13 protein-coding genes are annotated in these 13,206 nt (G+C 69.6%); 8 read left to right on the top strand and 5 right to left on the bottom strand.

What is annotated here, in order from left to right; translation table 11 throughout:
• The first annotated feature begins 64 nt into the window (after positions 1 to 64).
• A complete protein-coding gene (locus BRESU_RS05965; protein WP_041761350.1) occupies positions 65 to 496 on the top strand; it encodes a Ros/MucR family transcriptional regulator in 432 nt (143 codons plus the stop codon).
• A 145-nt stretch (positions 497 to 641) separates the two neighbouring features.
• Here BRESU_RS05965 and BRESU_RS05960 read toward each other — a convergent pair whose 3' ends face one another.
• Positions 642 to 1,067 carry a SufE family protein gene (locus BRESU_RS05960; protein WP_013268615.1) on the bottom strand — a complete coding sequence of 142 codons (426 nt, stop codon included), beginning with the start codon at positions 1,065 to 1,067 and terminating at the stop codon, positions 642 to 644.
• Between the two features lie 189 nt (positions 1,068 to 1,256).
• Between BRESU_RS05960 and BRESU_RS05955 the strand changes: the two genes are divergently transcribed.
• Positions 1,257 to 2,999, top strand: a complete 1,743-nt coding sequence (locus BRESU_RS05955) for a sensor histidine kinase (RefSeq protein WP_013268614.1) — start codon at positions 1,257 to 1,259, stop codon at positions 2,997 to 2,999.
• A 203-nt stretch (positions 3,000 to 3,202) separates the two neighbouring features.
• Positions 3,203 to 3,649, top strand: coding sequence for a BLUF domain-containing protein (locus tag BRESU_RS05950; protein ID WP_013268613.1), 447 nt, complete (start codon positions 3,203 to 3,205; stop codon positions 3,647 to 3,649).
• 28 nt (positions 3,650 to 3,677) lie between these two features.
• Here the strand turns inward: BRESU_RS05950 and BRESU_RS05945 are convergent, their stop codons facing one another.
• A complete protein-coding gene (locus BRESU_RS05945) occupies positions 3,678 to 4,550 on the bottom strand; it encodes a hypothetical protein (protein WP_050762476.1) in 873 nt (290 codons plus the stop codon).
• A 56-nt stretch (positions 4,551 to 4,606) separates the two neighbouring features.
• Between BRESU_RS05945 and BRESU_RS05940 the strand changes: the two genes are divergently transcribed.
• A complete protein-coding gene (locus tag BRESU_RS05940; RefSeq protein WP_013268611.1) occupies positions 4,607 to 4,939 on the top strand; it encodes a DUF1491 family protein in 333 nt (110 codons plus the stop codon).
• A 106-nt stretch (positions 4,940 to 5,045) separates the two neighbouring features.
• On the top strand, positions 5,046 to 5,426 hold the full coding sequence (locus BRESU_RS05935; RefSeq protein ID WP_013268610.1) for a hypothetical protein: 381 nt from the start codon (positions 5,046 to 5,048) through the stop codon (positions 5,424 to 5,426).
• A 57-nt stretch (positions 5,427 to 5,483) separates the two neighbouring features.
• On the opposite strand, the gene BRESU_RS17525 is transcribed toward BRESU_RS05935, so the two are convergent.
• Positions 5,484 to 5,642, bottom strand: a complete 159-nt coding sequence (locus BRESU_RS17525; protein WP_013268609.1) for a hypothetical protein — start codon at positions 5,640 to 5,642, stop codon at positions 5,484 to 5,486.
• A gap of 181 nt (positions 5,643 to 5,823) precedes the next feature.
• On the opposite strand from BRESU_RS17525, the gene BRESU_RS05930 reads away from it, so the two are divergent.
• Both BRESU_RS05930 and BRESU_RS05925 read left to right on the top strand, forming a co-directional pair.
• Positions 5,824 to 7,470 (top strand): peptide chain release factor 3, encoded by a 1,647-nt coding sequence (locus BRESU_RS05930; protein WP_013268608.1) that lies wholly within the window; start codon positions 5,824 to 5,826, stop codon positions 7,468 to 7,470.
• A gap of 53 nt (positions 7,471 to 7,523) precedes the next feature.
• Positions 7,524 to 8,246, top strand: coding sequence for a hypothetical protein (locus BRESU_RS05925; RefSeq protein ID WP_013268607.1), 723 nt, complete (start codon positions 7,524 to 7,526; stop codon positions 8,244 to 8,246).
• A gap of 37 nt (positions 8,247 to 8,283) precedes the next feature.
• Here the strand turns inward: BRESU_RS05925 and BRESU_RS05920 are convergent, their stop codons facing one another.
• Positions 8,284 to 10,461 (bottom strand): putative bifunctional diguanylate cyclase/phosphodiesterase, encoded by a 2,178-nt coding sequence (locus BRESU_RS05920; protein ID WP_156796118.1) that lies wholly within the window; start codon positions 10,459 to 10,461, stop codon positions 8,284 to 8,286.
• Between the two features lie 206 nt (positions 10,462 to 10,667).
• On the bottom strand, positions 10,668 to 11,765 hold the full coding sequence (locus BRESU_RS05915; protein WP_013268605.1) for an alkene reductase: 1,098 nt from the start codon (positions 11,763 to 11,765) through the stop codon (positions 10,668 to 10,670).
• 183 nt (positions 11,766 to 11,948) lie between these two features.
• Here BRESU_RS05915 and BRESU_RS05910 point away from each other — a divergent pair, with 183 nt between their 5' ends.
• Positions 11,949 to 13,199: a hypothetical protein gene (locus BRESU_RS05910; RefSeq protein ID WP_041762161.1), complete on the top strand. Its 1,251-nt coding sequence runs from the start codon at positions 11,949 to 11,951 to the stop codon at positions 13,197 to 13,199.
• The last annotated feature ends 7 nt before the right edge of the window (positions 13,200 to 13,206 follow it).

Here is a 13,206-nt window from a genome sequence, read left to right as displayed (position 1 = left end):
CCCGGAATCACAATCGCCAAAGCGCGACAAGTCGAGGCAGGGAAAAACGATGGATACGACAAGAATGGACGAACGGTCCGAGCTTCTGGAGATGACGGCAGACATCGTCTCGGCCTATGTCGGCAACAACAGCGTCTCGGCCAACGACCTGCCGTCGCTGATCTCCAATATCCACGCCGCCCTGAGCCAGGTTTCGACCGGCGTCGTCGAGGTCGAGCCCGAGGTCAAGGAACCGGCCGTGCCGATCCGCAAGTCGATCAGCCCCGACTTCCTGATCTGCCTGGAAGACGGCCGCAAGTTCAAGTCGCTCAAGCGTCACCTGCGCACCAAGTACGACATGAGCCCCGAAGAATACCGCGCCAAATGGGGTCTTCCGAAAGACTATCCGATGGTCGCCCCCAACTATGCCAAGGCCCGTTCGGACCTGGCCAAGCAGATGGGTCTGGGCCAGGGCGGTCGCAAACCCGCCCGCGCGCCGCGCGCCGCCAAGAAGTAACAATCCTCCCCCGCTTCAGCGGGGGAGGGGGACCGCGATGCGCTTGCGTCGGGGTGGAGGGGGCGACCCCGGACACGGTGATTGATTTCGCCCCCTCCACCGCTTCGCGGTCCCCCTCCCCCGTGAAGAACGGGGGAGGATTTCTTTATTCAGCCGCCAGGGCCTCCTGACGGATGCGCCCGACCATGGCGTTCAGCCCGTTGGCCCTCTGGCGGGTCAGGGCCTGGGGCAGCCCGAGACGATCCAGCGCGGCCTTGGCGTCGAAGGCCAGGATCTGGTCGGCAGGACGACCGGAATAGAGTTTCAGCAACAGCGCCACATTCCCCTTCGAGATCGCGCTGTCGCTGTCGGCGCGGAACGTCAGCCGGTCTCCGTCCTGCCCGCTGGCCAGCCAGACCTGCGCCGCGCAGCCCGGCACCTTGTTCGCCTCGAGGCGGTCGGCCTCCGGCAGCGGGGCCAGGTCCTTGCCCAGGTCGATGACGTAGGCGATGCGTTGTTCCCAGTCCTCCAGGACGTCGAAGTCCTCGATCAGCTCAGCCAGGGTGTCGTCGATCGTGCCGGATTCGGTCATGGCGCGCAGATAACCCCGGCATGGGTTAAGGACAACGGGGCGGATCGTCCCCAGAAGCGCGCATCATCGTCCCCTCAAGCGTTCGCCCTACGCGGGTGCGGGCTTTGGACGACTCAAGCGGGGGGCTAGTATCCGGGCCGGTGCGCCTCCCCTGCTCCCGCCTTTCGCCCGAAGGCTTCGGACCCACGCTTGACCTCTCCCGCCTCCTCATCGTCGCCCGACGCGAACGGGCCGGTCAAGGACACGGCGTCTCGCCCGGCCGTCGCCGAAGGCGTGCCGGCTCTGGCGGCCTGGCACGGCGCGTGGACGGCCGCGGTGATGGTCTCGACCCTGGGCGGCATCTGGCTCGGGGCGCTGAGCGGACCCGCGGCGTTCGGAAGCCTGGCCATGCTGGTGCCCGGCCTGGCGGGACTGGCGCTGATCCGCCGGGACGGCACCGGCGAGCGGGCCCTGGTGCTCGTCGTCTGGACCGTCTGCGCCCTCGCCGCGGCCGTGCTGTCAGGCGGGCTGGGCGGGCCGCTGACCGGCTTCGTCACCATGCCCTTCGTGGCCGGACTGGCCCTGGGCGGCCCCCGGCACGGGGTCAGACTGGCGCAGGGTGGTGCCCTGGGCGCGGCCATCGCGGCGGGCAGCGGGCAGTTGTCGGCCTGGCTGATCGGAGCCCCTCGCACCGTTATCGGCATGGCCACTGTCTCGGCCGTGCTGGCGGCGGTCGCGGCCGTGCTGGCGGTGCGTCTGGCCTGGCGCATCCGGGAGACGCGACTGGCGATCGCCGAGGAAACGACCCGGCGAGTCGAGGCCCTGCTGTCGAGCCAGCCCGGACTGACCCTGGTGCTGGACGCCTCGGGCCGGGTTTACGGGGCCTACGGGTCCGCGCCGCCCGCGCTTCTTGTCGATGCCCTGTTCGAGCAGGGACTGATCGCGGCCGTGCATGCGCCGGACCGCCGACCGATCCTGGACGCGTTCGACGCGGCCCTGAAGGGACAGCCGGCCCAGATCAGTTTCGCCCCCCGGCAGGCGCTCGACCGCCGCGTCACCCTGATCGTGCGCCGGGCCGACGACGCCGCCGGCCATCCACGCCTGATTGCCCAGGCCTTCGACGGCACCCGCCAGTTCGCTACGGAGATCGGTCTGGAGGCCGCCCGCGCCGAGGCCGAGGCCCAGAACGCGGGCAAGACCCGCTTCCTCGCCAATATGAGCCATGAACTGCGCACGCCGCTGAACGCGGTGCTGGGGTTCTCGGACGTCATGCGCCAGCGCCTGTTCGGGCCCCTGTCGCCCAAATACGCCGAGTACGCCGACAACATCCACGAAGCAGGATCCCATCTGCTGGACCTGATCGGCGACGTGCTGGACGTGTCCAAGATCGAGGCCGAACGCTATGAGCTCAGCCGCGAACCGTTCGACGCGCGCGAGGTCGTGTCGGCCGCTGTCGCCCTGGTGCGGGGCACGGCGACGGACGGGGGCGTAACCCTGGCCAGCCTGCTGCCGGACGATCCGCTGGCCGTCGAGGCCGACCGCCGGGCCTTGAAGCAGATCACGCTGAACCTGCTGTCCAACGCCATCAAGTTCACGCCCTCGGGCGGGTCGGTGACCCTGACGCTGGAGACGATCGGGCCGTATCTGGAAATGGTCGTAGCCGACACCGGCGTCGGCATCGCCGCGCGCGACCTGAAGCGCCTGGGCCGTCCGTTCGAACAGGCGGGCGAGGCCGACCAGCGGGCCAAGGGCACGGGTCTGGGCCTTTCGCTGGTCCGCGCCCTGGCCGAGCTGCACGGCGGCCGGATGAGCATCGAGTCGACGCTCGGGGAAGGCACGGCGGTCACGGTTCGTTTGCCCGTGGTCGCGGTCTCGCAGGCCGCAGCCGTCGACGGCGGGGCAGAGATCATCCAGCTGAACGCCGGGGGCGCAGGACCGTCGCCGACCGTCTGATCGTCGGACCCGGCCGACGCGTTCCGGCATCCGGCGAGCGATCGTTCCGGAAATGACTATTTCCGCCTCGACGACCTTTGTTCGTGCTACGGTTTCGCCAAGGCCCGCAAGGTTTTGGTTTCATCGCCCCTGCGTCGGTCCCGGATGCCTCCCCGAATGACCGATCAGCGGACCGCGTCGCAGCGCCCGGCGCGCGTACGCCCGTGAGCGCCGCAAACCTGGAGCAGCTGGTCTACGTCAGCACCTCGGCGGTGCCGCTGCGCTCGATCATGGATGTGTCGGACATTCTGGAGGAATCCGCCCGGCACAATCCCGCGAACAACATCACCGGCGCCCTGGCCTTCACCCAAACCCGGTTCGTCCAGCTGCTGGAAGGCTCCGCAGGGTCGATCGACGTGCTTCTGCTGCGGTTGATGATCGACCCCCGGCACGCCGACCTGGTGGTGATAGACCGCATTCCGGTCGAGACGCGGAGCTTTCCCGACTGGCACATGATCTCGCCGCTGTTCACGCCGTCAGGTCAGGCGCGGCTGGATGTCCTCGTGGCCAATGAAATGCTGCCGATCGAGGCCTTCCGGCTCCTGCTGCTGGAGATGATCGCCGAGCAGGCGCTGCCCGCGATCGCGCCGCGGCGACGGCGCAGGACCTGACGCAGGGCCCTTGTGCCGCAGAAGGTCGTCAGACCGTTCCCAGCCCCACGAACGCCCGCGCCGCGGCGAAGTCCCCGGCCTCGAAGGTCGTGGTCGCGACGCTGCCGTCGCGGAACAGGAACTGGACCAGGAAGGGCTCGCGCGGGTCGAGCGCGGCGAGCGCATCGGACCCGGTCTGGGGGAAGCGCCAGATCTCGCCCTGGCGACGGTCGGCGGCCAGAAGGGTCGGAGCGGCGGGCGCGGTGCCGGCGGACCAGATTTCCTTCCTCGCGCTTTCGGGCGGCAGGACGGCCGATCCCGCGGCGGTCAGCCAGGGACGCGGGGCCAGCGCCGGATCGCGCATGACGATCCGCGCCGCATAGGGACGGGGTCGACCGACGAAGGACACCACGGCCGACAGGGCGCTGTCGGCGTTCGGCATGGCGCTGAGACCGAACCGGACGGGCGAGGCCCCGACCACCGAGGGCTGGACCAGACGCCACGCGGCGTCCTCGCGCCGGACGCGGTCGGCGGTCCAGGTGGCGCGGTCGCCGATGAAATCCATACGCGGGATGCGCTGCCAGCCGGCGAAGGCATGGGCGACCCGGTCCCGGACCGTTGTCAGTTCGGGGTTGGCGCAGTCGACCCGCGCGGCGCGGTACCGGGCCCGGGCGGCGGTGGCGTTCAGCGTCGCCTCGGCCACGCCGCCCCGCAAGGCGGCCCCCCGCGACTGCAGGGTGGCGGCGTTCAGGGCCCCGGCCACCGGGCCCCGGAACAGGCCGCATTTCTGGTCGGCGGCGAGGACGAAGGTCCGGTCGTAGTAGGTCCCGCCGCCCTCGGCCGAGGCCAGGACGGGCGACAGGGCCATCACGGCACCGATCATGACGGCGCTGGCGATACGGGGGAAACGGCCTATCCTCATGCGACCGACCGTAGCGCCCTGACGTTCCGGTCCCGTTTCCGAGCAGGGTTACCGATTTGCTTCTGAACTCAGACCTGTGGGTCGGTGCCCTGATCCGCCGCGCCCAGATCGAGGGGGCCAGCGCGACCGTGGTCCGCCGGGGCGACGCGCGCGCGGGCACCGTGATCGTGAAGGCCTACAACACCTCGGAACGCTCGGCGCGCGCCTATGCGGAGGCGTTCGGCCAGGACGGCGATCGCCTGTGGATCCAGCCCGTGACGGGTACGGAGAGCGACATCGACGCCTACATCCAGCGCCAGGCCGGCTACGACCCCGACATCTGGGTCGTCGAGATCGAGGACCGCCAGGGTCGGCATTTCATCACCGAGAAGGTCGCCGACGAGGCCTGAGCCCCGGTCGCAAATCCTTAAGGACGTTCGGACACCGAACCGAAAACCAACCGGGTGCATGGTCCGGATGTCGACAGAACCGTCGGCGCCACCGGGTGCCTTCCCTATGCTCTTTCTCCTGAACGACGTGGTGTTCGACCTGGACGAGGCCTCTCCGGTCACGTCGGCGGATGCGCGCCGTTTCGAGAAGCTGGGGTTCGATTACCTGATGGAGCTGGGTTGCGAGCTGTTCGCCGAGGACCCGCTGCTGCACCGGAACGATCCGGAACGGGCGCGTCGCCTGGCCTGGCTGATCCACGACCGGTCGCCCGAGGTCAACGCCGCCCTGTTCGCCGCGCCGGAGTTCGATTGCGACCCCGCCCTGGTGGAGCCGCGCTTCTGCGTGCTGCCGGAGGCGGTGCTGAGCCGGCTGAAGGTCAAGAGCGGCAAGGGCCGTCTGGACGCCGTCGCGGCGGACCGCGCCGTCTGGGGCCGCATGGCCGCCTGATCGCCCGGCTCCCGACGGTAACGCCGCGACGCGAGCGGCCGTCGCTCTGGGGTCTGACTAGAGCAGCGCCGCCATGGTGACGTGCACCAGCAGCGCCATCGCGACGATGAACCCGAAGCCCGAAACCAGGCAGATCGACGGGTGAATGCCGCTCTTCGTTGCCGTCCGCTCCTGCCGGGCGGCCGAAACGCGGTGTGCTGAATCCAGCAAGGCCATGGTCGTCTCCTTCTTCCCTGCGGCGTCAGGCTCGCGTCCATGACGTCTCGCGAAAGGAGGATGACTCCGATAGTCCCGGTTGGCGAGGGGTTTCTGCGGCGTTTATCGACACTTCTTCGAGAGCGCGTGCCTCCGGCGTCCACGTGACTTTGCGCCCCGCCCGCGCTACCTCCGCCGCCGCATGTCCAAACTGACCCTGAACGAGGAGGCCGCCCGCCGGCGGACCTTCGCCATCATCGCGCACCCGGATGCGGGCAAGACCACCCTGACCGAGCATATCCTGCTGTCCGGCGGGGCCATCCGCGCGGCCGGGGCGGTTCGGGCGCGCGGCGAGAACCGGCGCACCCAGTCCGACTGGATGAAGATCGAGAAAGAGCGCGGCATCTCCGTCTCCGCCTCGGTCATGACCTTCGAGCACACGCCGGCGGACGGCATCGCCCGGATGTTCAACCTGCTGGACACCCCGGGGCACGAGGACTTCTCGGAAGACACCTATCGCACCCTGACCGCCGCCGACTGCGCCATCATGGTGCTGGACGCCGCCAAGGGCATCGAGCCCCAGACCCTGAAGCTGTTCGAGGTCTGTCGCCTGCGCGACATCCCCATCATCACCTTCATCAACAAGCTGGACCGCGAGGCCCTGGACCCGCTGGAACTGCTGGACGAGATCGCCTCCAAACTGCAGCTGGACCCCGCCCCCGTCTGGTGGCCGGCCCAGAGCGGCAACCGGCTGCGCGGCATGGTCGAGATGGGCACCGGCCGGTTCCAGCCCTATGCCCGCAAGGTCCCCGGCGCGGTCGAGGACGCGGGCCATCCCCCCGCCCTGCCCCTGTCGGAGGCGGCGCAGTATTTCGAGCCCGGCGAGCAGGAAGAGCTGATGGAGGCGGCCGAACTGGTCACCGGCGGCTATCCCGCGTTCGACCGCCAGTCCTTCCTCGAGGGCCATATGACGCCGGTGCTGTGGGGCTCGGCCCTGCGCCACTTCGGCATCGACGAGCTTCTGGCCGCCATCGGCGAATGGGCGCCCCCGCCGAAGGTCATGCCGGCCCGCAAGGAAGCCCCGCCCGAGACCCGCAACGCCCCGGCCCCGGTCGAACTGTCGATCCAGCCGGGCTCGGACGAGGTCACCGGCTTCGTCTTCAAGGTCCAGGCCAATATGGACCCCAACCACCGCGACCGGATCGCCATGTTCCGCATGGCTTCGGGCAAGTTCCAGCGCGGCATGAAGCTGAAGGTGCAGAACACCGGCAAGTCGCTGTCGGTCAACGCCCCCATCATGTTCTTCGCCAGCGATCGCGAACTGGCCGAGGACGCCTTCGCCGGCGACGTGATCGGCATCCCCAACCACGGGGTTCTACGCGTGGGCGACAGCCTTTCCGAAAGCGGCATGATCCGCTTCGCCGGCCTGCCCAACTTCGCGCCCGAGATCCTGCAGCGCGTCCGGGTCAAGGATCCGCTCAAGGCCAAACACCTGAAGAAGGCGCTGGACGGCCTCGCCGAGGAAGGCGTGACCCAGCTGTTCCGCCCCGAGATCGGCGCGGACTTCATCGTCGGGGCCGTCGGTCAGCTGCAGTTCGAGGTCATGGCCGACCGGCTGGGCGAGGAATACGGGCTGGAGGTCATCTTCGAGCACAGCCCCTATGCCGAGGCCCGCTGGATCGACGGCGACAAGGCGGACGTCGAGGATTTCATGGGCAAGTACCGCGGCCAGATGGCCCGTGACATCGACCAGGCCCCTGTCTTCCTGGCCAAATCGAGCTGGGAGACCGGATATGTGACCGAGCGCTTCCCCAAGGTCGCCTTCACCAAGACGAAAGAGCGCGGCTGACCGTCAGATTTCGTGCCATTGTTCTGTCGCGTCCGCGTGGTCCAACGGCGATCATGAACGCACGATCGCACGCTCTCGCACACGTTTTGACCCTGGCCGGCGGAGCCCTTCTGATCGCCGCCGGAGCTTCGGCCCAGGACCAGGGCAATGCCACGACCCGGTCGCTGAACACCGGCCCGGCGCAGTCGGTGATGACGCCGCGGCCCAATGCCCAGCCGCCGCTGGCCACGCCTCCGCAGGCCAAGCCCCCGCAGGCCCGACCCGCACCGCCGCCGTCGCGGACCCTCGAAGACCTGCTGGGCGAGACCGACACGCCGGACGACGCCGGGCCGACCACGGATGAGGCCCCGACCGAGGGCGTGATCCTGGCCGAAGGCGAGACCGAGCCGGAGCCGATCCCGCTGGCGCTGGGCTATTATGCCCGGGGCGACACGGACTGCGCCCAGGTCTGGCCGGGCGACGGGGATCTGGCCTTCGCCACGCCGACCTCCTTCACCATCGACTTCGGGGGCTGCGAGCCCGGCCAGTGGCTGCAGACCGGGCCGAACCGCTGGCGCGAGGACCAGCGCTGCCAGACCGAGCTGGGCGGCGACGCCGGGGCCTATTCGATCACCTACGAGGTGATCGACGCGGGCACCCTGAAACGCACCGCCCGCCTGGCCATCGATGGCAGCGTCGAGGAAGACCAGTGGAAACACTGCGAGGCCGACACCGTGCCGGAGAACGCGCGGTTCGCCTCCGATGGGGACACCGGCAGCGCGCAGGACGACGGCTAGACCCTGCTGACCGGGCCGGAGGTCGCCCGGCGCCGGATCAGGCCGCGGCCATCCGGTGCTCGGGCGCGAAGCGGGCGTCCTGGCCCACGACCTCGACCCGCTCGCCGGCATAGATGCGGTCGATGACGTCGGCCGACACGGGACGGCTGGCAAGGTAGCCCTGGAACTCGTTGCAGCCGACCGCGGCCAGCCGCAGCCACTGGTCGGGCGTCTCGACGCCTTCGGCGATGACCCGCATGTTCAGCGAACGGCCCAGCTGCAGGATGCTGGAGACCAGCACGTCGGCGCATTGGGAGCGGCCCATGTCCACGACGAAGGACCGGTCGATCTTGATCTTCCCGATCGGGAAGCGGCTGAGGTACGAGAGGCTCGAATAGCCAGTCCCGAAATCGTCGATCGCGATCGAGAAGCCGGCGTCCTTCAGGGCCGCCAGACGGGTCGAGGCCCCCTTGCCCCGGTCGATCAGAACGCCTTCGGTCAGTTCGAGCTCGATGCCGGACGGGCTGACGCCGGTCTCGGCCGCGATCGCCAGGATGCGGTCGGGGAAGCCCGGATCGCGCAACTGGAGGGCCGAGATATTGACCGCGGTCTTCAGGTCGGGCCAGCGCAGGCTGTCCTCGAACGCCCGCCGGAGCGTGAAGGCCCCCAGAGCCTCGATCATTCCGCACTCTTCGGCCAGGGGCACGAACACGGCGGGCGAGACGGGTCCGAACTCGTCGGAGTCCCAGCGGACCAGGGCTTCGACCCCGGTCATGGTGCAGTCCCGGTCTACCTGGGGCTGGTAGACCATGTGAAGGGCGCCGGCCTGCAGATCCCGGCGCAACGCGACCTGAAGACCACGACGCCGGCGCAGCGTCTCGTCCATCGCCGGGTCGTAGATGGCGAAGCGCGCCCGGCCCTCGCGCTTGGCCGAGACCAGGGCGAGATCGGCCCGGCGCAACAGATCGCCGGCTTCGTGATCCGCCGCGTCCTGAAGGCTCGTGCCGATACTGCCCGTCAGGGTGAAGCGGCCGACCGAGAGCGCATAGCGCTTCGCCAGCGTCTGGAGCATCTGCTCGGCGAAGGGCACCGCCTCGTCGCCGGTCGTGATCGGCTGAAGGACCGCGAACTCGTCGCCATCGAGGCGGAAGCACATCTCCGAACTGCCGGCGATCCGGCGCAGTCGCCGGGCCGCAATCCGCAGCAGCTCGTCGCCGACCGCGTGACCGCTGATATCGTTGACTTCCTTGAAGTTATCCAGGTCGATGCAGTGCAGCGCATAGCGCGGACCGCCGGCCGACCCGGGCTCGAAAAGGCGGTCCAGTCGTTCCTCCAGGGCGCGACGGTTGCCCATTCCGGTCAGCTTGTCGTGATAGGCGATGTGCACGGCGCGCTGCTCGCTGGCCACCACAGCCCGGGTCGCGGCATGGGCCTTGCGGTAGGCCAGAAGCGCGAGGGCCAGCAGACCGGCCAGGAGCGCCAGGGTCATCGGCATGAACTTGCGCAGAAGCGAGCCGCCCGGGCGCTGGGGCGTCCAGTCCAGGGTCGCCACGACCGCGCCGGCCGGGTTGGCGATGCCGACGTGGGCCTGATCCGGCTCCGAGCGGGCGTCGACCATGTGGAGATGGGCGTCGCCGAGCATGTAGCGCTGGCCGAAGCCGTCGATGAAGGTCTGATCCACCCTGTATCCGGTGACGACGACCGGCGCGCGGCGGCCCTGGATCCGGGCCTTGCCGAAGTCAGGCTGCACCAGGGTCGCGGAGAGGACATAGAGGTCGGACCCGACCAGATCGGTCGTGTTGGCGACGATCGCCGACTGAGGTGTCGTGGCCTCGTCGGTGGCTGCGGCCGCGCGGATGGCCTCCCGCTGTCGCACCGTGGCGAGAATGCCGGATACGGACTTATCGAGGACACCGTAGGCGGATGGCGGCGCGTCTGCGCCCTCGACCATCCCGTAGACTGGCCGGTTTTCGGCATCGAGGACCCACGACAGCTGGAACCCGTTCGTGACCTGCAGATAGGTGCCGATGTTGTCGCGGGCCCAGGCCCTGTCGAACCGGTTGTCCAGATTGACGACCGCGTCGTCCCAGACGACCTGGGGCACGACAGAACGGCCGATCTCGTCGACGCGCGACGCCAGGCCGTTGTCGACGACGACCTGTTCCCGCTCCAGCGCGACCCGGTCGAAGTCGTCCGACATGCGCAGCAGCGTCGCGCCGAGCAGCGCGATCGCCACGCCGCCGCCCGCCGCGACCGCCCAAAACAGATTTCTCGCCTTTGCGCGCTGCGGCAACGGCCTTCCCCCGGATTCGAGAGATACCGTAGCGCTTGAGGCCTAACGCCGTTCTTTCAGGAATGGTGAACGGAAAGAAAAGCTCCGCATCCGCGGCGGGCGGGTCGGACGCTGACCGCTCGCAAGGCGCGAGCGATCAGCATCGGACGTCAGGCCGGGGCGCTCTCCAGCGCCGGATAGTCCGTGTAGCCCCTGGCCCCGCCGCCGTAGAATGTATCCTTGTCGGGTGCGTTCAGAGGCGCGTCGGTCCGCCAGCGCTCGACCAGGTCGGGGTTGGCCAGGACCGGCACGCCCGAGCTGACCAGGTCGGCGCGTCCGTCGTCCAGCGCCTGCTGCGCCAGCGCCTTGGTCAGACCGCCGTTCAGCATCAGGGGTCCGCCGAAGGCCGCCCGGATTTCGGCGGCCAGTTGCGGGGCGTCGAACTTGATCGACATCGGCGTGCCCGGCTCGCCCTCGATCAGGTGCAGGTAGGACAGGCCGAACGGCTTCAGCGCCTTCGCCACGTACAGGAAGGTCGAGGCGGGGTCGCTGTCGCGCGATCCGTTGGCCCCGTTCGAGGGCGAGATGCGCACCCCCACCCGGTCGGCGCCCCAGACGGCGACGACGGCGGCGACGACCTCAAGCAGGAACCGCGCCCTGTTCTCGACCGATCCGCCATAGCGATCGTCGCGCTGGTTGGAGCCGTCCTTCAGGAATTGGTCGATCAGATAGCCGTTGGCGGCATGGACCTCGATGCCGTCGAAGCCGGCCTTTTTGGCCATCTCGGCGGCGTGGACATAGTCGGCGACGATGCCGGCGATCTCGTCGGTGGTCAGGGCCCGGGGCACCTGGAACGGCGTCATGCTGAAGTCCGGCTTCATCGCCTGGCCCTCGGCGGCGATGGCGGACGGGCCGACGGGCGCGCCACCGTCGGGCTGATAGTCGGAGATGGAGATCCGGCCGACGTGCCACAGCTGGGCGACCATCTTGCCGCCCCGGGCATGGACGGCGTCCAGGATCGGCTTCCAGCCGGCGACCTGGGCATCCGTGAAGATCCCCGGCGTGTTCGGATAGCCCTGGCCCTGACGGCTGATCTGGGTAGCCTCGGAGATGATCAGGCCGACCGAGGCGCGCTGGGCATAGTATTCGACGGCCAGCGGGTTCGGCACTTCGCCCTCGACGGCCCGGCTGCGGGTCAGGGGGGCCATGGCGATCCGGTTGCCGGCATGGATCGCGCCGAGGTCGATGGGGTCGAAAAGAGACGTCATTGGAAACACCTGGTGTTGCGGTCACGATCAGGTGGGGACGGCACCCGGCGACCGCCAGTGGTCCAGCGCGTTGAACTTTTCGCGACGGGGCTGGAACGCCCGGGCGGCGTCGTGCTTGCTAGGAGGGGTGCAGAAGCGATGGATCGGTCCCGGAGCGGGACGGATGGAGACAGCGACGTGGCCATGTTCGAGTTCGGCAGGGATCTTCGGAAACTCTTTGGCGAGGCGCGCGACAGCGACGATCTCGGCTGGCTGGAGCTGATCGGCGTCGAACTGCTGGCCGTCGAGGCCCGGGCCCTGACGACCGACGGCGGACGGGTGTCGTGCCGGCAGCCCGCGCGGACCTGGCTGCGGGCCTCCGCCCTGTGGCGCGAGCATGCGCGACGGACGGGACAACGGGACAGCATCGCCAAGGCCCTGGCCACCGCCGACGACGCCGCAAGAGCATCGACCGCCGACGACGATCTGGCCCGGGCGGGTCTGGCGCGCGCCTCGGCGCTGCTGACATCGTTCGACCTGTTCGGGGACCGTGACGCCTTGGACGAGGCGGCTTCGGCCGCGCGTGAAACCACCCCGCGGCGTCTGGCTGTCCTGGCGACCAGCGCGGGCGTCCATGCCCGCATCCGGGCCCGGCAGGCGCGGCTGAGCGAGACCACCGCCGACCGGCTGGACGCCGCCGCGCTGATGGATGCGGCCCTGCATGCGATCACGAAACACAATCCGGTCGAGGCCGACGATCTCCGGCTCGACAACGCCGCCCTGGCCCTGGAAGGCGGCATCGTCCAGCGCGACCCCCGTCTGCTGGACCAGGCCGGCCGCGATCTGAAGGCTCTGGTCGAGGCGTCCTCTGCCGATACCCGGCCCCTGACCCGCGCGCGCGCCCTGGCCCTGTGCGGGGCCGGGCTGTCGGCGCTGGCGGCCATGGCCGACGACGCCGGGGCCGTCGAGGCGGGTCACGCGATGTTCGACGCCGCCGCCGACCAGTTCACCCCCGACCACAGTCCGATGGACTGGGTCGCCATCCAGGTCGCCCGCGCGATCGATCCGGCCAGCCCGATCGAGCCCCTGATACGGGCCGAGGCCCTGACCGGCGGTCACGGCACCCTCCTGGGCGGGCTGGCCCGGGACCTGCTGGTGGCGCGCGAGATCGAGCGGGCGCTGGATACGGGCGACCTGATGGCCCTGACCCGGATCGAGACCCGCGTCCGGCGTCGCCTGGCCGAACGCGTCGGTCCGCCGTCCGCCGTCGAATGGGCGGTCGACCAGCTCGGCATGGCACGCGTCATGATCGCGCGGGGCCAGTTGATGGACAGCGCGCCCGATCAAGCGGCCTTCGTTCTGTCGGAGGCCGCCGAAGCCGCCCGCGACCACGGCGTTCCGGTGCTGGCCGACCGGGCCAGGGCGCTGATGCTGGGGCTGTCCCTGCGGGTCTGATCGACCG

The sequence above is a fragment of the Brevundimonas subvibrioides ATCC 15264 genome, from assembly GCF_000144605.1.
GTDB classification, from domain to species: Bacteria; Pseudomonadota; Alphaproteobacteria; order Caulobacterales; family Caulobacteraceae; genus Brevundimonas; species Brevundimonas subvibrioides.
This window is presented reverse-complemented; position numbering and strand designations above follow the sequence as displayed.